Consider the following 21716-nt stretch of genomic DNA (forward strand, 5'->3'; position numbering starts at 1 on the left):
ATCGGAGGAGCAGATTTTTGACCAAGCGGGCGCACATATCACGTTCATCAAGAGCCGATAGGAAACAGCCATTCCTGCCGGCTCTTTCAGCGCTGACAGAGGTGCCAGACTTTGACAAGCTGCTGCCAACGGCGACGCAGCGTGAGGCTTATGAAACCTGCGTTGCTAATCTCATCGCAGCCGGCGCTGCAACGCGCGAGCAGTTTGAACTTGCTTGCGTTGTCCGCCTGGACCGAGGTTTTCCCGCAGTAGCAGCAAGATCTGGGGTGTTTCGTGCGGAATTTGCGGCGCGCGTGACCAAGGGAGCAGGCTTGCGCGTTGCAGTGGGAGATTGGGTCTGTGCACGGGTTCCCGGTGAGCATGACATGGGCATTATCGCTGAGATCCTTCCTCGCAAAAGCGAGATTGCTCGTTGGCGAGGCTCAGCACGTGGCGAGAAGCAAACGCTTGCAGCAAATATCGATACCGTTTTTGTGGTGCAGGCCCTCGATAAAAGGGAGATTTCCATTGACCGCATCGTGCGCAGCACCGTCATAGCGCTTGACAGCGGTATCCGTGCGGTTGTTGTACTGACCAAAGCTGACGCTTTGGATGCGGCGTTGCTCAAACGCAGCCTCACCGCAATCCGAGAGGTGCTGGACGAGACGGTTTCTGTGGTAGTCACCTCATCAAAGTTTGAAGTTTTTGATGATGCGGATTGCACGGAAATGCAGCGGGCCGCTCATGATTTTGGTGCACAGTGGGGTATTGACGCGGTACGTGGAGAAGTTCCGCAAGGCAGCGTTGCGATGGTGCTTGGCGAGTCCGGAGCGGGGAAATCTACGCTACTCAATGCCCTTCTCGGTCATGACGCGCTTGAAACGGGCGAAGTGCGGGTCTCTGACAGGGAAGGTCGGCACACGACGGTAGCGCGGCGTATGGTATCGCTTCCGGGGGCCGGCGTCATTGTGGACGAGCCGGGTCTTCGAAGTTTGCCTGTCGTAGGCCATGAGTGCGGCCTTGCGCGGGTGTTTCCTAAGATTTTGTCAGCCGCGCAGAGATGCAAATTCCGTGATTGCACTCATACGCATGAGCCCGGCTGCGCCGTTCAGGCTGCACTGCAGGCAGGGGAGTTTCCTTCAGCGCGCCTTGAGGCGTATCTCTTGCTTGCGCGCGAGATGCGCTCAAGCGCTCAGCAGCTTGACCCGGATGTGGTGCTGTAGGTGTGCCTTTGTACTCGTTTTTGTGCGGTATATGGAAAACTAAAATATTTTATATATTAGTCTCTATCAAAATTACAACTATAGGTAAGTCAGTATAACTTATAGAACTTTGATAATGATTACTTCGTCAGATTCACGTCATATTCGCGTCAGATTGCGGAAGGACTTCTTTAAAAGGTTACAAAGAAACGTTGTCGTCTTAGGCACAATCTCCTTACCAAAACAGTTTGGAGGCTTTCGATGTCACGACGTTTTCGGTTCATCCTTTCAGGAGCATGCGCGCTTCTCGCGGTACTCTGCTGCATTGTGTACGGCAATCAGATCAGAGCGGAAGCTGAACAGTCTCGTGCCGAGGTAATTGAACGCTATGGCGGTGAGGTGGTAAATCTTGTGGTCGCCACGCGGCCAATCGAGGCAGGAGACACTGTTTCAAGTTCCAACACGCAAGTGAAGAGTTGGGTGTCCGACCTTGCTCCGGAGGGTTCGTTTACTAATGCTGACGATATTATGGGAAAACAGGTAACGATTCCTGTAAGCGCAGGTACTCCGCTTACCCAACTAAACTTCCGCTCTGAGAAAACGGCGGTAAGCATCCCTAAAAGCCTCGTAGGGCTTTCGATTTCACATGGCGAGAAAACCGGTCTTGTGGGGAGAGTTTCTGCAGGAACTACGCTGGCCGCGTATGAGATGACAGAGCATGGCATACGCCTGCTTTCGACTGACGTAACACTTTTATCTGATACAGGCGAAGGCGCTTCTCTTTCTGGCACGCCTTTGGTGCTCGGCGTTTTGCCGAAGGATATGACAAGCATTTTATCGGCTGAGGCAAAAGGGACACTTCGACTGGTAGTTCCCGGCGATGAAGTGGACATGTCTGAAATAACAACTCAAAACGCGCCGACTGAAGTACGTCCTGACAAAGCGGACGTTTCTACATCCTCTGAAAATGCTGCTGCCTCTGATAACACTGTAGCTTCCGATGGTACCGCCGCCGATGGCGAGCAGGCCGATGTGGCGGAAGGTTCTGACGACGCGGAATATTATTTTGAGGAGGAATAATGAAGGAGAAATGGCTTGCCTTTTCTGACATTGCCTATCGCATTGAGCTCAATCTTGTCCTTTCTTCTTTGGGAGCCTTAGGTAACTGTGTATTCGCAAACAGCGCGGCGGACCTTCGGCAGCTTGCGTTGGAAGCTCAGCCTGATGAGTATTCGATTGTTATCGGCGGCACAAAAGATGATGTTTCAGATATCAATTTAGCGGCGGCGCTGGTGCATGATGGCAATGCCCGTGCAGTGGTGTTGGTACGCCGCAATGCGTCGGGATCTTTGAGGTCGCGTGCCGCGCGAGCGGGGATTGATTTGGTGCTTGATCCGGCTGAGATTGCGGAGCTTGCTAAAGCCGGAAGGATTCAAATGGTAGACGGGGGTCTCACTGTCCTTCCGGCCGTATCAGAGTGCGACTCAGAAAAAACACTCGACCTCGCTCCCTCCGCATGTCCAACGTTGGAAAATCTCGTTCCTCCCGCAGAAATTTCGCGGGCTCCCATCATAACGATGGTTTCTGGACGAGGAGGAGCAGGAAAAACAACCATAGCGGCTTCGTTTGCGCTTACAGCCGCTTCCTGGGGTATGAAGGTTGGCCTTATTGATCTCGATCTTACCTGTGGCAATCTCTACTCCTGCTTTGCGGACGGCAAAATGAATGACCTGGCCAAGTTTACGGTGCATGAGCCGGGTGACGCGGCGGCACTGAAGATATCTGGAACTCAAGTGGCAAAGAATATTTCGCTTTGGGGGCCTTGTCTTAAACCGGAGATGGCCGAGACAGTAGCTCCTTTCGCGGGCAATCTGATCCAGGCGGTTTCAGGCATTGTTGATGTGGTCATTGTTGATACGTCAACCTCTCTTACTGATGTCGTGGCGCAGGCCGCCCAGTTGAGTGACAGGTTTGTAATTGTTACCGGCAAGCCGACCTTCTCGCTTACCGCTATGTCAAGAATAAGCGGTCTTGCAGTGCGGTTGGGAGTTGCAAGAACCAGGATTGTACGGATTGAGAACAAGGCAAATCCCCATACAAAACAGGATATTTCAACAGGGCGTGCGGAAATTGGGCTTGAAGCAGCTCGCCAGTATCGAGTTTTTGACGGGGGAGCCGATATTTTACCGTTGGTGGCGTCGGGACAATTGCCTTTGCTGCTTCAAGAACAGTCTCCCTTTGCAAAATCTCTCGCGTCCACGCTCGCTCAGCTCTTTTTGGGTCTGGGAAGCCTGCCGCAATGCGATGAAGCTCTGAAAGCTTCAAAGTGGTCGCCTGAGCACCGTCTTTTTGGTTTGTTTACCAGGCAGAAAGAGGTGGGATGATGAGCGTTTTAGAGCGCGTTCACGCCGCGCAAGAATATGTGTTGCATGAGCAGAAGCAAGAAAGCGGGTCGCAGTATTTTCGGGCGGTCTTAAAGAAGAAGCTCATAGATCATCTGGGGCTTTCTACAATCTCTCAGCTTATGAAGCAAGGAGACATCCAATACGTCCGCAAGGAATTGAGCGTTGCCTGTCAATCGATTCTCAACGAAGATTCGTCTGAAAGTTCAAAGCGCGAAAGTTCGGCACAAATAATTCGACAAGTAGTTGACGAGATTTGTGGACTTGGTCCCATTCAGCCGCTTCTGGAAGACCTCGAAGTTACCGAGATTATGATTAACGGCTGCGGAGCGCTCTTTTACGAGAAGAACGGCGAGATTCACGAAGCGGACGCGGTCTTTGACTCTCCGGAACAGATTCTCATTGTGATGGACCGTATTTTGGCACCTTTAGGCAGGCGTCTTGACCAAGTGAGCCCTATCGTGGACGCCCGTCTAGCCAATGGGGACAGAGTAAATGCGGTGGCAGACCCTATTGCCATCAATGGCCCTGCGGTAACTATCCGTCGGTTTACCGGCAAAATCACCTCTCTCGCAAGATTGATTGAGATGAAGTCACTGCCTTCGTGGATGGCGCAATTGCTTTCGTGGGCGGTAAAAACAAGAAGAGGCATTGCGGTCGTAGGTGGTACCGGTTCAGGAAAGACAACGCTTTTAAATGCACTTTCTTGTGAGATTAATCCAGCGGAGCGCATTGTGACCATTGAGGATTCAGCGGAGCTGCGCTTCGATTCGCATCCCAATGTCGTGCGGCTTGAAGCTCGTGCGGCATCCATCGAGGGTACTGGTGAAATTACCATCAGGCGCCTGGTGAGAAATGCGCTGCGTATGCGGCCGGACAGAATCATTGTAGGTGAGGTTCGGGGAGAAGAATGCATTGACATGCTCCAGGCTATGAATACCGGCCACGATGGTTCCCTTACAACGCTTCATGCTGGAACAGCAAAAGAGGCAATCTTGCGACTGGTGCTTATGGCTCGCTTTGGAATGGATTTACCTACGGACATTATCGAGGAGCAGATAGCCTCTGCTATCGATCTGATTGTAATGGCGCAACGACTACCTGACGGAAGACGGTATGTCACTTCAATTTCGGAGGTGTTTTGGGGAGAAGATCGAACGGTTCATACCAAGGAATGCGTCTCGTTCGATGTGCCTACACGACAATGGCGACTTAATTGGGTTCCATCATTTGTTGAAACAGCGGCCAAAGAAGGGCGAATCTCAAGAGGGGAGGTGGAAACATGGGAAAAGCGAGTGTCCTTTGCTTCGGCATCTTAATCGGAATTTTTGTATATGTTCTTTCCGGAATCACTCAAACCTTACGAGAATCGTTCAAGTACGGCGGCGTTTTACAGACCCTGGCTGTCGATATTTTGAGTCCCCTTTCTCAAACAGCGCTTGTTGCGAATTTGTATGAGGTGACTTGTTGGAGACACATGGCAGCGCTGGTGCAACAGCAGGTAAAAAGCGAGAGCGTTCAAATCTCCTCCGAAGAGTCCTGCGCCGCGGTTCTTATCGGTATAAGTGCCCTGTCACTATTTACAGGACTTCTCTTTCGGTCTTTTGCCGGTGGGATTTTCGCTGCGGTAGGATGTGTTGTCTTTATACCAATGAAGTATGAAAACGATTGCCGTAAGCGTAAGCTTGAGGTAGCTCACGGTATGCCTGGAATCTATCGGACACTCTCCATTGCGCTTGGCTCAGGGCAGACGCTGTCTCAGGCTATAGAATATGTCGGAAATCATTCTCACGGGACCGTGTCTCAGTATTTTGTGCGCGCGTCTCTCAAGCTGCGGTGTGGCATGCCGGTTGAGACGGTTGTTGAAGAATTGGCGTCGGATCTGTCTGTTCCCGGATCAAGTTTGCTTGCGACAGCTCTTGTTATTTCGCATAGAACAGGAAGTCCTCTCCGGAATCTCTTTTTGAGGACAGCGGCGCTCGTAGAACACCAGGCAGAGTTCGAGAGACTTCTCTCAGTAAAAACGGCTCAAGTACGTCTTTCGGCTCGCATTGTCTGTTTATTGCCGCTTTTGCTTATCGGAACGCTCTCACTCATTTCTCCCGATTTTCAGCAAGGACTTGCAACGACATCAGGGCTGCTTTGTGTTGCGGTCGCGTTGGGAATGGACGCATGCGCGCTCATTATCATCAAAAGACTTATGAAAAAGGTGCTCTGATGTCACTCGTAAAGGCTTTGGTGCTTGAATGTAGTGTGGGAGCTGCATTTGGTTCGATTTGGCTTGTAACAAGTACGCGAATGCAAAAAGACAGTGCTTCTATATATGGCCATGTGTCAGATTGGATGCCCGCAGGGCTTCGCAAAGTACTGGACGGCATAGGTACCTCGAAACTGGTGCGAGAGATAACAAGGCGAGAGAAGATACATCATCAGCGGAGCGCCATTATTCGTGAAATGCCGCTTATGCTTGACGTTTTGACACTCGGACTTTCTTCGGGGCTTTCGTTCGACTCGGCTCTTGAACTGTATTGCCATCGCTGCGAGGGTATTCTCTCAAAAAAGATGAATACCGCGTTGCTCTCATGGCAGATTGGAATTACGTCCAGGTCAGACGCGCTTGAAGGACTCGCGTCAGAATACGGCATCACGTCACTTCTGAGTTTTGCTTCGGTTGTGAGTGAGTCTCTTGCCTTCGGCTCTCCTCTTGCAGACTCTCTTGAAAGGCAGGCAAGCACTATTCGAGATGATCAAAGAGCCGCTCTTGAAGCTGAAATCGAGAAGGTTCCCGTAAAGATGCTCATTCCGCTTGGGACACTCATTGTGCCGGCAATGCTCATAGCTATTCTTGGCCCGCTGCTTGGTCCGGCCCTTTCAGCATGGTAGATCATCACATAAGGAGGAAAAAATGTTTGTACAGGATTATCTGGAAAAGATTGTTTCTTTGATTAAGGAATTTTACGACGACAAGAACGGACAGGGTACGACAGAATATGCCATTCTTGTCGGCGTGCTGGTTGTCATTGCTATCGTCGCCATTATTGCGTTCAAGGGAAAAATCACCGAACTTTGGAATGCAATTACAACAGGCATCAACTCGCTGTAACTCTCATGAAAAAGAGGATCGTAACGTGCTGCATTATTGCGCTCTGTCTCATATTCGCAGTGGTTGGATTTGTTTGTCTTCCACGTAAGAACACCGCACCCCCTGTCGCGTCGGGGCAGACAACATACAAGAGTACCGAGCAATCTGATGCAAAGAGAAGCAAAACCCCTGACACGTCAGAGAACAGGCGACTTGTTGACTACCTGCATAACATGCTGATGGGAGAACCACAGCAAACGTGGGAGACCAAAAAGTCGTTACAGCAAGCAGGGGAAGAGCTGTTGGATTTATATAAAGAAAAAGAGCATTCGGTTCCGGTATTTTCAGGATACCTTGATGTGCTGGGCAAAACCTGGGGGTGCATCTTTCAGGGCAATGGATGGACTGATATCTGCCTAGTAACCGATACGGATGCCGTTCGAAAGGTGGCCATATGTCATATGACTACGCAAGAGATGCAAGACGTTATTGCGCAGGGGTGATTGAAAATGAATGTGGCCAGTCAACCCTTGAATACGCCATCGTACTTTTCGCGTTTTTATCGATGGTCATTGCGCTTATTACGCTGTGGCATGCAGCGCGTTCAGGACTTTGGATACAAGCGGCGGTTGATGCGGCATCTCATGCGCTTCGGTCAGGATTTGCCACAACGCTCAAAGATGTTCTTTTGTACTGATGTTATGCACGGCACTGGAGCAATAAGCAGTGCTAACGGCTCGTACAGCAATGACAATCGGTATGACGATGACGTGGCGTGTGGTATATCTGGCCAGTCTTCCGTTGAGGCGGCGCTGCTGCTTCCTATCATCTTGATACTTGTTGCCCTACTTTTGCAGCCGGTATGCATTTTGTATACCAAGACCATCATGAGCGGGGCCGCTTCGGAAGCGGCACGTCTATATGGAACTTCAACGGATAGCGATCAATGCAAGGAGTATGTACTTCGGCGTCTTGCTGCCATACCCGAGATACCTCTCTTTCACACCGGGGGGAAGGAGGATTGGCTCATCGAACTGCAGAAAGACTCGCATGAGGTGCATATCAACATAACGGGTCATCTACGCCCGGTTCCACCTGTCGGGTGGCTTTTGTCGCTGACAGGTCAAAACGGAGCAAGTGGATATGTCGTTTCGGCACAGGTTCAGGAAAAGGTTCGACCTCAGTGGCTTGGAGGCTCTTATGCAGAATGGATTCACATGTGGAGTTGAGCAGACACAGTCCTGCTCGCCACTGATGAGCATCTTTCTTAACGATGAGGGAGGCTTTACAACGATTGCCGCCGCAACAACGCTGCTTGTCGTCCTTGCGCTGCTTTTTGGGTTGGTAGCTGTTGGGCAGACCATGTCTGATGCCTATGAGGTTCAGTCGATTGCTGATGCAGGCGCGCTCGCCGGAGAAAATGTTGTTGCGAAATATACGACGGTGGCCACTGTTTTGGATGCCTGTGTTTTAAGTATGGGTCTTACAGGAATCGTAACGCTTGGCGCTGGTCTGATAGTCTCATGCATCCCTGGTTTTCAGGCGGCAGGAGGGAAACTGACTGAGGCGGGTAGAGAGGTTCTGAAGTCTCGCCGAGAGTTTGCAAAGAGTGTTGCCAAAGGGCTCAAATCTTTCGAGAAGGTAATGCCAGCTCTTATCGCTGCGCAGTCCTACGCATGTATACAATCAAATTCGAAGGGATCACTGCACTATACAGGAGCTGCTATACCGTTTCCGTTGGAATCCAAATCTGACTTTGGATCGCTCGATGCCGACATAAACGATGAAGACATGGTTAAAAAGAGCGAAGAAATCCAAAAGAAGACAGAGCAAAAAGAGAAGGCGCAGAAGAAGGCAGAAGAAGCTAAGGAAAAGGCATGGAAGGCCGATTGCGGCAACTCTCCTTCTTACTGCATGTATGAACGCGCGAGCGTGCTCGCTTCGTTGTCTGGTCAGGATAACCCGTTATACGCCTCGGTTGACGCGTGGACTTTTGGCGTTCCTCTCAAAAGAGCTCGGGCCTACTACAAAACGCGAGAATCCCATGAGAGTATTGGCGGCGCCACTGGTGAAGAAAGAAACGATTCTGCATGTCGAAAAGCTTTTTATCGCTACGCGTACCAGGAGGTTTGCAAAGGCTTTTACCAGGAAAACGAAGACGGGACGGTAGAATGTTCGTTTCCAAACCTGCCCCGCAATATGCAGGAGACAAAAGATACAACGCTGTATACGGACAAATCCTGGCCTTGTTCTGAGGAAGAAGGAAAAACGGTCCTTCATAGCGATGCGGACTGTCCCGGAAGAAAGGGGGCAATAACAGGCTACGCTTCATTTTCTGATCTCGATAGAGGGAAGGTGGAAACATGTCCATACTGCAAGCTTAGCTTTGATGATATGGGTAAGGTGGCTTCCGCATCAACGTCTATTGAAAATGGATTTGAGCATCATTGGAAAATAGTGGCTGATGAGGCAAAGATTTATCAGGGTGCCCGAGAAGAAATCGCTAAAACCGATGAAGAGGTAAAAGAACTCGCGCGACAATCAAAAGATCTTTTTGCCAAGGCGTTAGAAGAACTTTCAGTCATTCGACCAACGCTTTGCCCGCCTGGAGCATGGGGATGCGTAGGCGTCGCAACAAGAGGGGAAACCGAACTGCCCGCAAGTTCTATCTCGGCAGTGTTTTCGGCACATTCGAGGTTGCCTCGGGGTGTGGCAATTTCAGGTGCCGTTCTTGCCCCGGACGAGGCGACTAAGGAAAACAATGTGCTTGCGGACTTTTTTGACTCTCTGTCAGAGCGAGCAGGTTTTGTAGGCACTACTGCGGACAATATTTTTGAACTTTGGGGCAGCCTCCTTGTTTCTTATGGCTCTACCTATAAAGCGATAGGTTCAAAGGCAACAGGATTTTTGGATAAGTTTGATGGAGTTTTTGCTGGTGCAGGTAAATGGCTCAAGAACAAGATAGCTGAACTGCTTGAAGGAGCTGGTCTTCAGCCAGTGGACATGAGACTGAAACGTCCCGTTCTTACAAACAGTGAAAATATACTGTCTCAAGCGGGGTGTTCGAAAGAAGCGACTATACGCGAAGCGATTTTAAATATGCCGGAGCAAGGTAGCTTTATGGACTATGCCAAGGTGATTGGCAAGGTGGCGATAAAAGACCTTCCGCCTGAAATAACCCTGGCTGAGCTTTCCATCCCCATTACAGGAGGCACTATTCCCATAACAATCAATATCAGGAAACTCTTGGGGGTGACATGAAAGCTATACGAGATACTAAAGGGCAGATGACCGTTGAGCTTGCAGTTCTCATTCCTATTGTGATTGTAGTAGCGCTTATTGTTATCAATCTGATGGAGTTTATCGACGCCTGCGCTGTCTTTGACGTGGTGAGCTCGGACACCGTTATTGCTCAAGCGGCGTCTCCTGCGCAAAATATAAGCGCCAGCGCAATGTGTTCTGAGCTTGAGAGTGCGATAGCAACAGCGCTGCGGCGAGAAAATACCTGCTCCGTTTCCGTCTGCTGTGAAGACAGGGGAGTGGCTGAAAAATCGATAACGTCCAGCTTTCTTCCTCATTATGCGAAGTATATTTGTACACTGAAGTTTCGGCCGTGGCCGCGGGCTCTTAATCTGCCCATTGTTTCCTACAGTGCTCCCATTGAGCTTACTCATGAAAAAACGATTATTATCGACAGGTTCAAGTCAGGTGTAGTGGTTTAGATGGTAAACGTAACCTTTAGTTCCGATACGTTGTGCAAAAGTTTGACATTTCGTCTTTTGAAAACACATAGGGAGCGGCTGGTTGGACTTTTGCACGAGAGGCATAAAGACGCGTGCGTTGTCTTTATGCGGTGCCGCTCAATTCATACATTTGGAATGAGAAACCCTATTGATGTGGCGTTTCTGTCTCAATATGGAGAAGTGCTCGCATCGTTTAGAGAGGTTCCATCGGGAAAGATACGCTCCTGTCCAAAAGCGTATTGCGCTCTGGAACGTTTTTCAAATGCTGGCAGTTGGCTTGAGATAGGGGAAATCTATTTTGTTTCAGATATCTCCACTATGACAGCGGATACTCGGCAAAGCTCTCGGAGAAAGGGGCATCTATATGATGTGCAATGTGAAAGTCTGTCCAAGATGCGGAGAAAAACTCTTCCAGGATATGGGGGTTTGTTACGGATGTCTTTACGATTTCCGCGGAAGAGAATCGCGAACAAGCAGAAATATTAACAGCGTGCCTTTTGTTGAAGAAGAAACAAGCTCTCGTACTGTGACCATAGCTTCGGATGCTTACTGTCTTGAAGACGAAATAGGTGACGAATGGGACAAAGGGTTGCCGCCCGTAGACTATGAGGAAGTACTTGGCTGTGTATAGAAATCAGATATCCAGGTATGTTCGTGCACGATTTCTCAATCGCATAAAAACTACTGATGAATCTGCCATTGACGCGCGCGGGTGGTATCCTTGAGAGGTCAGCGATCATAGAAACACCTATTCAAGGAGTCACTATGTCACACAAAATGACTGCAGGAACGTGCAAAAAGGCGCTTCTCGCCCTTGCTGTTACCGTGGCCTTCGTCTTTGTTGCCGGCATCATGTCGGTTCGACCAGCGTATGCCAAATCTTTAGCTGTCTCTAGGGTACACATCGACGCAACAGTCAATTCAGACGGTACGATAGATGTAGTAGAGACGCGCACATTTAATTTCAGCGGTAGCTACAACGGAGTCTATTGGAAAATTCCATACGGATATAACAAAGCCAATGGGCAGACGGTTGATGTCAGTTTTACAGGCGTAACGGTCAAGGATACTTATGGCACAAAAACACTTGACGAGGGTCATGAATCAGGCTTTGGTGAGCGCTATGAAGTGCAGAATTCAGATTCAGTAAAGGAGCTGAAGATTTATTCCGCTCATAGCGATGAAACTGCGGATATCACGATTTCCTATACGCTTACCAATGTTGCTACAAAGTGGGACGATACTTCCGAAATTTACTGGAAGTTTGTTTCAGATGGCTGGGAGACCGGTTCAGATAACGTTACCTGCACAATTAACCTTCCGGTTCCGGCCGGACAAAATCCGACCACAGGAGACGGTACCGTTAGAGCATGGGCTCATGGTCCGCTTGATGGTAACGTTTCGATTTCAGGTGGAACTATTACCTATACGTTCCCAGGAATTGGCGAATCGGAGTTTGCTGAGGCCCGTGTCGTATTTCCCACTGATTGGCTGCCGGGAGCTCAAACGGTATCAGGTACCAAATTGAGCTCCATTCTTGCCGAAGAACAGAGTTTTGCTGACAAGGCGAATCAAAAGAGGACTGTTGCCCGAATCGTGATATACGGCCTCTATGTACTTGCCGCTGTATTTGTAATAGGAGGCATTTTCCTTATTGTTCGTATGCGGTCTAAGTATCGCAAGGTGATGGCTCCCAATTTTACTGACGAGTATTTCAGGGATATGCCGTCAGAAGATCACCCTGCAGTGCTTGGTATGCTCTATAGGGGAGAAGAAATCGATTCATCAGCGCTGACCGCAACACTCATGCGTTTGAGTGACGAAAAGTCAATTCGTCTTGACAAAGCAAAAGTAAAGGGAGCTTTCGGGCGTACAAAAGATGACTTCTGTCTTACTAAGCTTAAGGATGTGCCGGTCAGTCGAGGATACGGCTCTGCAGAGGGCGTAACTGCATACGCGCAAAAGATTGATGCAAGGGCTCTTGATCTTTTCTTCAAAACGATAGCGCCAAAGACTGACCATACATTCTCTGATGGTGATGATTCAGGTAGCAAACTTATTTTGGGTGATATTAAAAAGGTGGCAAAAGAGCATCCCGAGAGCTTTTCCGAAGCTTATGACAAGTGGGAAGATGCCGTAAGAGATGGCTATACGTCCCGATTTAGTGAAGACTCCATTTCCTTTAACGGTGTCGGCGTAATGGTATTCGTTGCCGTTTTAGAGTTCGGCTTCGCTATCCTTGGAGGTATTGCGGGAATTGCGACAGGACTTAGTTTGCTTAATGTAGTGCTCATTGCTGTACCTGCTATCTTAGTGGGTGTTTTTGCCGTTTTGGCTATTACAGGATTTGACAAGATAAATCGTGAGGGAATAGAGACACTTGCCAAGACAAAAGCTTTAAGAAACTGGCTTTTGAACTTTACGCATCTTAACGAAGCAATTCCTCAGGATGTCATCCTTTGGAACAAGCTCCTTGTTATGGCTGTTGCACTGGGCGTCTCTGAAAAAGTAATCGAGCAGCTCAAGGTAGCATGTCCTGAGATTTTGGAAGATCCTCGCATTATGCCAACGTACGGGTGGTATTACTATGGCGATTCATTCGGACGTGACAGCGCTATTGCCGCTGTCGGAAATACGGTAGCAGCTTCTCACGCAGTATCCACAGCTTCGCTTGCCGGCTCCAGCAATAGTTCCGGAAGCGGCTTCGGCGGCGGTGCGTCCTTCGGCGGCGGCGGCGGCTTCGGAGGCGGCGGCGGAGGCGGCGGTTTTTAAGCTCAGTCTTGGTAAGCTGCGCAAAAGCAAGGAACTTGTGAAAGAAACAAAGGTATCAATTCACATCCCATACCCCTCGTCTTACTCAAAAGACCAGGGGTATGTTTTTGTCTGTGAAAACCTCTGAATATCCTGATTTGGGTTATTAAGGCCATCAGCTTTAACGTGCATAATATGTATGAGATTTCAAACAGACTCGTAGGGCAATCACTCCGCAGGCTTCGCCGCAATGCGGGGCTGACTCAGGTTGTCGTTGCAAAAAGACTTAAGGTTCCGCAGTCGTTTATATCAAAGTTAGAAAGCGGGGAGCGAGGACTTAAGTTTGGCGAGATTTACTCGTATGCCGAGGCGCTTGATATGGATGTATTTCAGTTAGTAGAGGCTGTTCGCACAAGCACCAAGGGTCATCATCTTCGTTAAGGTTAGAGTCTCGTATTTCAGTTTAAAGATGCAAAGCATTGATGTATTAGTTTCATGTCACGGGCATAGTAAGCGGGTATTTCCTCATAGAGTTTTGGAGTGAGAAGGACTCGGAGACAATACATAACTTTAACTAAAAGGGATGCCTTCGAATTAAAAGGCATCCCTTAAAGATTCCTGGTGGCGGGGAAGGGAATCGAACCCCTGACACGGGGATTTTCAGTCCCCTGCTCTACCAACTGAGCTACCCAGCCATAGGTGCTTTGAAAAGCTTATTTACTATACCAGACTCATGAGCACCGTCAATGACTAATTTTAAACTTGGAAAGAGACTCCAGGGGAAAATTTCTTAGAAGAAGAGTCGTAGAAGAAAAAGTCTCAGCATAAAAAGCCTTAGAGAGAAGAAAAAAGAAGGAGAAGAAAAAAGGGAAGAGGAGGAACTCAAAAGACTCCAAAAGATACAGGTCTAGAATTGTTTGATCCAAAAGTTAATTCCCTTTGCAATGTCAAACTCAATGGGCTTGCCCTTACCGGCAAAGTAAGAAATTGCAACGTCCTGCGCGCGGGAAAGGGTATCTTCTTCCACGTCTTTTAGCTCGAACCAAAGGGTCTGTCTGCCGCAAGCGTCCCTCAGGTGAACTTCGGCGGCAATATGCTTATCAGCAAGCTTTTTATTCAGATGTATGATGTCAAAAAAATTTGCAACTTGAGCCATATGCGCGCATCCTCCTTACTCTTTTCTCAATACCCGCTAAACTTCCTGACGAGAGTTCCATACAAAACAGCTCTGTATGGGCGTCTGTACCAAACATTCGCCCGTTCTGCTTGCCTTATTCCCACGAAGAGATTTTATTGCAACGTGTGGGCAAAGGTATGTAAGGTCAAATATAATAGATAAGTTATGGGAACATACAACGGGTCACGTGTCATGCAAGATGGTATCCTCAGCTGACCTCAGGAGGAAATGATGGGTTTCACCAGAAGGCAGTTTTTTACACTGGCAGCTACGACTACGGCGGCCGCGATGGCGGGATGTACGCCGCAGCAGAAAAAAAGCAGTGATTCCGATGACAAGCCGTCATCTTCGGTAGATCTTGAAGAATTTAAGTCTTTGACGCTTGATATGGGCGCCTGGAATTATGACGAGGATAATGACGTTTACTATCAGCTTGGCCTGCAGTATTGCTTGAAGCCGGCGTCAAAAATATATAACTCGCTTTCAATCTATGTGCCGGGAAAGTATTTTACTGCCGAGAAAAACGGCAAGAAGTATACGTGCAAAGTACAAGAAAAGGCTGTTGTCGGCAGCTTTACAGCTTCTACGGCTCCCATTGCCATGCCAATCAATACGGGAACCTTAAGCCCGCAGGCCTGTCCTACCGAGTACAGCTATGAGGGGCTTTCCACATACCTGGAGGCAGGGTGCATCTATGTGTACACGGGTTTTCGCGGGCGAAGCGCGGGATACGATTCGGCAAGCGGTTCCGATGATTTGTATGATGGAGGCTCGCCCTGGCCTGCTGTTGATTTTAAGGCCGCCATTCGCTACCTCCGCTATAACGCCAGCTCATTGCCAGGAGACGCAACAAAGGTATTTGCCTATGGGTTCAGTTCGGGCGGCGGTTTGAGCGCTGTCTTAGGGTCAACGGGAGATTGCGAGTCCTTCTCGCCCTACCTTGCTATAATCGGCGCCGCAATGCATGACATACAAGGAAACGAACTCTCGGACGCGCTCTATGGCAGCGCTTCCTGGTGTCCTTCAACGTCGTTTGATGTGGCCGATGCGGCCTATGAGTGGTCTGCCGGTCAGTATGTCACCAGCGATTCTCGCGCTGAAGGACTGTGGACAAAAGCGCTTTCTTCGGATCTCGCAACAGCCTACGGTAAATGGATTAACGCCATGGATCTTCTTGATGCTGACGGGAATAAGCTCGGGCTTGACCAAACAAATAACGGTATTTATGGTACGGGAACCTACGCGAAGATTATTCAAACGGAGCTGGAGCGCTCTGCTGACAACTTTGCCCGTGATACGTCTTTTCCTTATACGGCAACGCCTCAGTATTTTGATGATCCTCTTTTCCCGGGTGATCCAAACCTCGCAAAATCGCGGGGTGTAGAAGCTCCTTCTGCGGCGCTTCCAAACGACGCGTCAAAGAGTGCCGACTCTCAGAACCAGCAGGGGCAGTCGGAAGATCAAAAGCAAGATCAGACTCAGTTGCAGACGCAAAGCCAGCAGCAGTCTGCCGCCGCATCGGTTACAGGTGCCATGCAGGTGCAGTCCACCATTTTTGACACCGCTGACCACTACTTTAATTCTTTCAACGAGAAGAGCGCGTGGTTGACGTATAACTTGAATCGCCAGACGGTAAGCATTTCAAGCCTCAAGGATTTCTCTGCCGCCATGCGTCCCGCATCGCTGGGCGTGGGCGCCTTTGATTCCGTCGACCGGAGTTCTCGCGCGAATCAGCTTTTTGGCATCGGTGAAAAGAGCACTCTGCACTTTGATGTGATTATGGGCGATTTGGTCGCATCCAATACCGATTCTTACACGCAGCTTACGGGATGGAATAAAGACTATGAAGAGGCGTGGAAGACAGATCTTGCTCTCAAAGATACGCTCGAAAATGATATTGCCACGCGCGTGAACCTCTTTAATCCGTTGTACTTTTTGAGTGGAACGGCTGATGGTTTTGCTACAACTCGTGTAGCTCCGTACTGGCGTATCAACGAAGGCGTCCAGAACTCTGAAACGTCTATATGCACGTCGCTAAATATGAGGCTGGCGCTTGCTCATTACAAGGATGTCAAAGATGTGGCTTTCACCTTAGTGTGGGACAAGGGCCATGTGCTTGCCGAACGCACGGGTAATGTGGCAACAAATTTGGTCAATTGGATTATTACGTGCGCAACGCAGTAAGAAAAACTCACGTCTGTAGTGCGTCTGTAGCATGCTTGCAGTATGTTTACAGCAGTGCGCTGGATAGGAACGGATAGAAGAAGGAGCGCTCATGAATAGTTTGGCGAGAAAAGCAGCGAACGCTGTTCGTGCTGCTATAACGGCATGTGCAGTGGCGCTTCTCGTGATAACACTAACCGCCTGCACGGCAGCGCCGAACAAGAAGAGCGATTCACTGGCCGCGTCGACATCGGAAACGCAACAAGAGACAAAGAAGTCATATCGTGATTTTGTTGAGAAGGATGACCCATACGCTACCGGCAAGCATCATGCAACCATTGAGGTTAAAGGATACGGCACGATTACCGTGGAACTCAATGCTGATGTAGCGCCTATTACCGTATCGAATTTTGCCCACCTTGCCGAGAAGGGCTTTTATGACGGTTTGACGTTTCACCGGATTATCAGCGGTTTTATGATTCAGGGCGGCGACCCAAACGGTAATGGTACGGGTGGGTCAGACATGCCTATCAAAGGCGAGTTCAGTTCAAACGGCGTGAACAATACCATTTCGCATACGCGTGGCGTCATCTCCATGGCGCGCTCGCAAGCGCCTAACTCTGCGAGCTCGCAGTTTTTCATCATGCATCAGGACAATCCCTCGCTTGACGGGCAATATGCGGCGTTTGGCCAGGTTACCGATGGTATGGATGTTGTTGACGCCATCTGCAGAGATACCCAAGTTGAAGACCGTAACGGAACGGTGGCACAAGAGCACCAGCCTGTTATCACATCGGTAAAAATGATCGATTAGTTCAAAGAATATCGCCATTCATAAAACAGCAGGTAAAACAGTTAGTTAAAGAATTTTTTGCTATACTGAGCGTAATCCGAAGGGAGCCGCGCAATGTATGCTGTTGGTGACTATGTAGTGCATCCGGGTCAGGGCGTGTGTCAGGTTTCAGCAGTTGCTCAAGGAAGTGACGGGTGGTATACGCTTGTGCCCATCAGCAGCAAGCACCCGATTCAGATAACGTTTCCTCGCACGCAGGAGGGCCGCTTGCGCACGGTTATGTCGTTTGATGAAGCGGAAGAGTTGATTGACAAGTACCCGCTCATCTCCCTTGACACCTTTCATGTGCATAATAGCTCTCTTGAAGAATCGCATTTCAAGCGGGTCATTCGGGAGGGGTCATGCGAAGACGCCGTAAGCATTGCCAAGACGTTTCGCAGCCGCATACACAACGCCCGTGCGCAAAACAAGCGGCCGCCCGTTTCTCATGAACGTATTTTTAAGATGGCCAGCACTCGTTCTCTGTATGAGCTGGCAGTCGCTTTGCATACGTCGACTGATAAGGTGAAGTCTGAGTTTTCGTCCCGGTTTGGCATCGTGTACTGCGAAGCATAGCACCTCTCTGCGGCCCAAAATCGCACCTGCGGACTCGCTGCTCCAAATTTCGTCTTTCTATCAGTGTCAAAGTGCGCCTGCGCGCTTCGCGATGCGCGCTGCTGCCGTACAATACTCTATGTTGTAGCTATGCTGTAGTGAACTAGTATCAAGGAGACTTTGTGGCTGACGCTCAGGAAACATCAAAGAACCGTGCGATCGTAACGGTGTTGGGAAAGGACGCTCCGGGCATCGTCGCGGCCGTGGCATCGACGTTGGCTCGCCAAAACGTCAATATTTTGGATATCACCCAGACAATTCTTTCGGGCATTTTTACCATGACCATGTTCGTGGAGTTTTCTGACGGCGCGAACTTCTCGTCAGTCAAAACGGACCTGGAAGAGCTGGCCGGTCAGCTGAACGTGCAGGTCAATATGGAGCGTGAAGAGGTTTTCACGTATATGTACAGAATCTGACGGGAGGCATTGAATACCTATGACTCCGCTTTCAGAAGTCGTTGCTAAAAAGACCCAGTGGATGAAGAGCGAATCCTCGGGACTTTATGTAAACATTGTTTTTTCCGATATGGACGATACGCTTCTCTCATGTGATAAGTCGATCAGCGAGAAGAACCTTGAAATCCTTGATCGTCTTGCTAAGCAGGGGATTCCCTTCGTGCCGGCAAGCGGCCGCGCGCTTTCTTTGCTCCCGCATGAGGTGCTTGCGCATCCCGCGTCCCGCTATGCTATTACCGCTGACGGCGCTACCGTGACTGACTTGAGAACGGAAGAAGCGCTCTATACGTCTCACATCAAAAAAGAAGACGCGCTGGCTCTTTTTGAGCTTATGAAAGACTTGCCGGTAACGTTTGACGTGTTTACGGGAGGAAGGGCGTATACCGATAATGCCCGCAGGGAGAAGATGAAACTCTTCCGGCTTCCGGGACATCATAAGGAGTTTATGCTCAGATCCCGTACGCCCTATGAGGGTTCCCCGAAAGACTTCATCGCTTCTCTTGATGATATAGAGCGCCTGGGGTCTTATTGGAGTGAAGATGCTGACGCGTATGTTCGTCCGCTGGTAGAGGCGGCTTTTGCTGAAGTAGGGGCATTTGATGTCACATCATCGATGGGCGTGGGCGCGGAGATTCTTGCTCACGGAACGTCCAAGGGAACGGCGCTTACATGGCTCTGCGATTACCTGGGCATTTCGAGTGACACTGCCGCCGCTTTTGGTGACGCCGACAATGACACTGAAATGCTCCAATCTGCCGGCATCGGAGTGGCCATGGGCAATGGAAACGAAAGCGTCTTGCGAGCGGCGCGTTTTGTGACGTATACCAATGAGGAATCGGGCGAGGGACGCTTTTTGGAGTGGGCGCTCTCGTAGACTCGTCAAGCAGGCAAAAGTCGGTTACTCGTCTTTGCCTGAGAGAATTTCCTCTGAACCGGATTCCTCATCATCGAGTTCTTCGTCCTCATCGTCAAGCTGAAGTGGCTTGAAGCTGGCGGTGTCACCGCCGACAAGGTCGTGAACGGCCGCAGCGTTTTCAATGCGATCCTTATGCATAGCCGCGGAGAAGATATCGTCATCCTCTTCAATTTCCGCAATACGCTCATCCATCTGCGATTCGGCCTTGGATGAGGGATTTGTGCCGACAACCGTATCGAGGGCGATACGCGTGAGCTTGTGTTCCCGCTTGACCTTGGAAAACAGCGGAACGTACTCAAAGAGGACACTGGAGTTTTCCAATCCATACCAACGAGCGGGCGATCCGCAAATCCGGCGAATGAAATACTTCAGCTCAAGGCAGTGCTTGTCAAAGCCTGAAATATCGGTTTCCGGAGCAAGTACCTTGCGCAGCAGGCAGAAACGGAAATCGCCAATCTGGGAATGTTCGCGATAGATTGAGTAGGTGTGATTTTGCGGCGCCAGCTGGCCTCCGGCTATCAGGTCGCCGACAATCTGATAGAGATAGGTGTTGATGCGCTGATTTTCCTTGAAGCCCAAGCGAAGCGTGACCTTGAAAAGGAAGTCGGTGCCAAAATCGTTGATGACAAACTCGCGCGTGTTGGGTTTGTCTGTAACGGAGATGTTGATGAAGTAGTACGCCTTGGCTCGCTTGGGACGCTTGTCCAAAATGGAATAGAGAATGTCGCGGTCAAGCTTGTCAAATGACGAATCGTTCGTCAAAAAGACCAGGTTGTCAGCGAGCGGGTAGTAGGCGTTGTCTTGCGAAAGGCTGTGCAGCTGATCGATATATTTATTGACGGGCAGATAGACGCTTTGCGTACGCTCGACAGCGGTGCCTCGGCGCCATACAAACATGACGATGAAAATAGCCGTGGCGAGAAGTACGGTGACGTAGCCTCCATGGAAGAACTTGGTGAGGCTGGAGAAGAAAAACATCGCTTCAATAGCGCCGAAGAATATCAGAAAAACGACGGCGACGATGGGTTTTCTGCGAATACGCGCAAGATAGGTGTAGAGCAAAATAGTGGTCATGAGCATGGTAACGGTAATGGCAAGTCCGTATGCTGCTTCCATATGCTCGGAGCTTTGGAAGAGAAGCACTACGCCTATGCAGCCAATCCACATCATCGTATTGACAAGCGGAATGTAGATTTGACCTTTGGTCTCTGACGGATAATTGATTTTCATGTGAGGCATGAGATCCAGGCGAACCGCTTCCGAAACGATGGAATACGAGCCTGTGATGAGCGCCTGTGAAGCGATGATTGCCGCAAGTGTGGAGAGCACTACCGCGAAAGGCCTGACCGCGTCGGGAAGCATCTGGAAGAAGGGATTCAGGTCATTGATGGTATTGAGTCCGGCGTCAGTATGGTTGGCAATAATCCAGGCGCCCTGACCAAGATAATTAAGAATCAGGCATACCTTTACAAAAGGCCAGGATACGTAGATATTATCTTTCCCTACATGGCCCATGTCGGAATAGAGCGCTTCGGCGCCGGTGGTACAGAGAAAGACGCTGCCCAAAACCATCAATCCGGCGGCGTTCAGATTGCCGTTAAAGAGGAAGGTAATGCCTCGGATAGGGTTCAGCGCTCTGAGCACGGAAAAATCGGCTCCCATGTTAATCAAGCCGGCAATGCCTAAGAACAAAAACCACAGAGTCATGACGGGGCCGAACGCCTTGCCGATCCTTGAGGTGCCTGCCTGCTGCATGGCAAAGAGCGAGCAGAGAATGATGATGGTAATTACAACGACAATCTGCTGTCCGTCACCGATAAACGAGTGTACGGCAGGAATGGTGCGCAAGCCCTCGATGGCGGTAGTTACTGTGACTGCCGGAGTGAGGATGCCGTCAGCGAGAAGTGCCGCTCCTCCAATCATAGCCGGAATAATCAACCACTTGGCGCAGCGTTTGACCAAGCTATAAAGGGCGAAAATGCCGCCCTCGTTGTGATTGTCCGCCTTCATGGCAATGAGGACGTATTTAACTGTGGTAATCAGCGTGAGCGTCCAGATAATGAGCGAGAGGGCGCCAAGGATAACGTTGGTATCCATGGTGAAAAAGCCGCCGTTGCCCGCAATGATGGCTTTGAGGGTATACATCGGGCTGGTGCCGATATCGCCGTATACAATGCCGAGGGTTACCAGCAGCATACCGGCGCTTAAGGGAACACCTGTGGACTTGCGTACTTTCTTGTGTTTGGTAAGAACAGGTGCGGCCGACTTTTCGTCACTCATGAATTTTCCCTCTCAACGGCCAGAAACAACAGTCTAGATTATGTAGATAGAATAGCCCAACGGGCATGAGAAGACTAGCCTTCAAACGCTGGCGATAGGTTGCCCGGGCATATCGACAA

Annotated in this window: 20 protein-coding genes and 1 tRNA gene; 18 read left to right on the top strand and 3 right to left on the bottom strand. The window is 49.8% G+C overall.

The window, feature by feature from the left end:
• Positions 1-17: 17 nt before the first annotated feature.
• From rsgA to QM016_RS06775, 13 genes are all read left to right on the top strand, one after another.
• Entirely contained in the window at positions 18-1202 is a 1185-nt protein-coding gene (gene rsgA, locus QM016_RS06715; protein WP_282711307.1) for a GTPase RsgA, read from the top strand.
• Positions 1203-1442: 240 nt separating this feature from the next.
• On the top strand, positions 1443-2261 hold the full coding sequence (locus tag QM016_RS06720; protein WP_282711309.1) for an SAF domain-containing protein: 819 nt from the start codon (positions 1443-1445) through the stop codon (positions 2259-2261).
• Positions 2261-3565, top strand: coding sequence for a P-loop NTPase (locus QM016_RS06725; RefSeq protein ID WP_016477273.1), 1305 nt, complete (start codon positions 2261-2263; stop codon positions 3563-3565). Before QM016_RS06720 ends, QM016_RS06725 begins: the two co-directional genes overlap by 1 nt.
• A complete protein-coding gene (locus QM016_RS06730) occupies positions 3565-4902 on the top strand; it encodes a CpaF family protein (RefSeq protein ID WP_016477272.1) in 1338 nt (445 codons plus the stop codon). Before QM016_RS06725 ends, QM016_RS06730 begins: the two co-directional genes overlap by 1 nt.
• A complete protein-coding gene (locus QM016_RS06735; protein ID WP_016477271.1) occupies positions 4866-5801 on the top strand; it encodes a type II secretion system F family protein in 936 nt (311 codons plus the stop codon). Before QM016_RS06730 ends, QM016_RS06735 begins: the two co-directional genes overlap by 37 nt.
• Positions 5801-6466, top strand: a complete 666-nt coding sequence (locus QM016_RS06740) for a type II secretion system F family protein (protein ID WP_156825450.1) — start codon at positions 5801-5803, stop codon at positions 6464-6466. The genes QM016_RS06735 and QM016_RS06740 overlap by 1 nt, the downstream gene beginning before the upstream one ends.
• Positions 6467-6488: 22 nt before the next feature.
• Positions 6489-6686: a hypothetical protein gene (locus QM016_RS06745; protein WP_282711313.1), complete on the top strand. Its 198-nt coding sequence runs from the start codon at positions 6489-6491 to the stop codon at positions 6684-6686.
• Between the two features lie 433 nt (positions 6687-7119).
• Positions 7120-7362: a hypothetical protein gene (locus QM016_RS06750; protein WP_016477267.1), complete on the top strand. Its 243-nt coding sequence runs from the start codon at positions 7120-7122 to the stop codon at positions 7360-7362.
• Positions 7363-7366: 4 nt separating this feature from the next.
• Positions 7367-7894, top strand: a complete 528-nt coding sequence (locus tag QM016_RS06755) for a TadE/TadG family type IV pilus assembly protein (RefSeq protein ID WP_156825449.1) — start codon at positions 7367-7369, stop codon at positions 7892-7894.
• The gene (locus QM016_RS06760) at positions 7866-9926 is read left to right on the top strand and encodes a hypothetical protein (protein ID WP_282711316.1); all 2061 of its coding nucleotides are present in this window, start codon (positions 7866-7868) and stop codon (positions 9924-9926) included. The genes QM016_RS06755 and QM016_RS06760 overlap by 29 nt, the downstream gene beginning before the upstream one ends.
• Positions 9923-10387: a hypothetical protein gene (locus tag QM016_RS06765; protein WP_282711318.1), complete on the top strand. Its 465-nt coding sequence runs from the start codon at positions 9923-9925 to the stop codon at positions 10385-10387. Before QM016_RS06760 ends, QM016_RS06765 begins: the two co-directional genes overlap by 4 nt.
• 786 nt (positions 10388-11173) lie before the next feature.
• On the top strand, positions 11174-13180 hold the full coding sequence (locus tag QM016_RS06770; RefSeq protein ID WP_282711320.1) for a DUF2207 domain-containing protein: 2007 nt from the start codon (positions 11174-11176) through the stop codon (positions 13178-13180).
• A 174-nt stretch (positions 13181-13354) separates the two neighbouring features.
• Positions 13355-13600 (top strand): helix-turn-helix transcriptional regulator, encoded by a 246-nt coding sequence (locus QM016_RS06775; RefSeq protein WP_016477261.1) that lies wholly within the window; start codon positions 13355-13357, stop codon positions 13598-13600.
• 178 nt (positions 13601-13778) lie between these two features.
• On the opposite strand, the gene QM016_RS06780 is transcribed toward QM016_RS06775, so the two are convergent.
• A tRNA-Phe gene (locus tag QM016_RS06780) sits at positions 13779-13854 on the bottom strand.
• Between the two features lie 212 nt (positions 13855-14066).
• Entirely contained in the window at positions 14067-14315 is a 249-nt protein-coding gene (locus QM016_RS06785; protein ID WP_282711322.1) for a hypothetical protein, read from the bottom strand.
• A gap of 252 nt (positions 14316-14567) precedes the next feature.
• Between QM016_RS06785 and QM016_RS06790 the strand changes: the two genes are divergently transcribed.
• The 5 genes from QM016_RS06790 (at position 14568) to QM016_RS06810 (ending at position 19275) form a co-directional block, all read left to right on the top strand.
• Positions 14568-16520, top strand: a complete 1953-nt coding sequence (locus QM016_RS06790; RefSeq protein ID WP_282711324.1) for a subtype A tannase — start codon at positions 14568-14570, stop codon at positions 16518-16520.
• Positions 16521-16611: 91 nt separating this feature from the next.
• Entirely contained in the window at positions 16612-17313 is a 702-nt protein-coding gene (locus QM016_RS06795) for a peptidylprolyl isomerase (RefSeq protein WP_282711326.1), read from the top strand.
• Between the two features lie 93 nt (positions 17314-17406).
• Complete coding sequence (locus tag QM016_RS06800) at positions 17407-17907, top strand: CarD family transcriptional regulator (RefSeq protein ID WP_282711328.1); 501 nt, start codon at positions 17407-17409, stop codon at positions 17905-17907.
• A gap of 161 nt (positions 17908-18068) precedes the next feature.
• Positions 18069-18362, top strand: a complete 294-nt coding sequence (locus tag QM016_RS06805; RefSeq protein WP_282711330.1) for an ACT domain-containing protein — start codon at positions 18069-18071, stop codon at positions 18360-18362.
• Between the two features lie 19 nt (positions 18363-18381).
• The gene (locus QM016_RS06810; protein WP_282711331.1) at positions 18382-19275 is read left to right on the top strand and encodes an HAD family hydrolase; all 894 of its coding nucleotides are present in this window, start codon (positions 18382-18384) and stop codon (positions 19273-19275) included.
• 24 nt (positions 19276-19299) lie between these two features.
• On the opposite strand, the gene QM016_RS06815 is transcribed toward QM016_RS06810, so the two are convergent.
• A complete protein-coding gene (locus QM016_RS06815; protein ID WP_016477254.1) occupies positions 19300-21597 on the bottom strand; it encodes a KUP/HAK/KT family potassium transporter in 2298 nt (765 codons plus the stop codon).
• Positions 21598-21716 lie beyond the last annotated feature (119 nt).

This window comes from Lancefieldella sp. Marseille-Q7238, from assembly GCF_949152215.1.
Classification (GTDB): domain Bacteria; phylum Actinomycetota; class Coriobacteriia; order Coriobacteriales; family Atopobiaceae; genus Lancefieldella.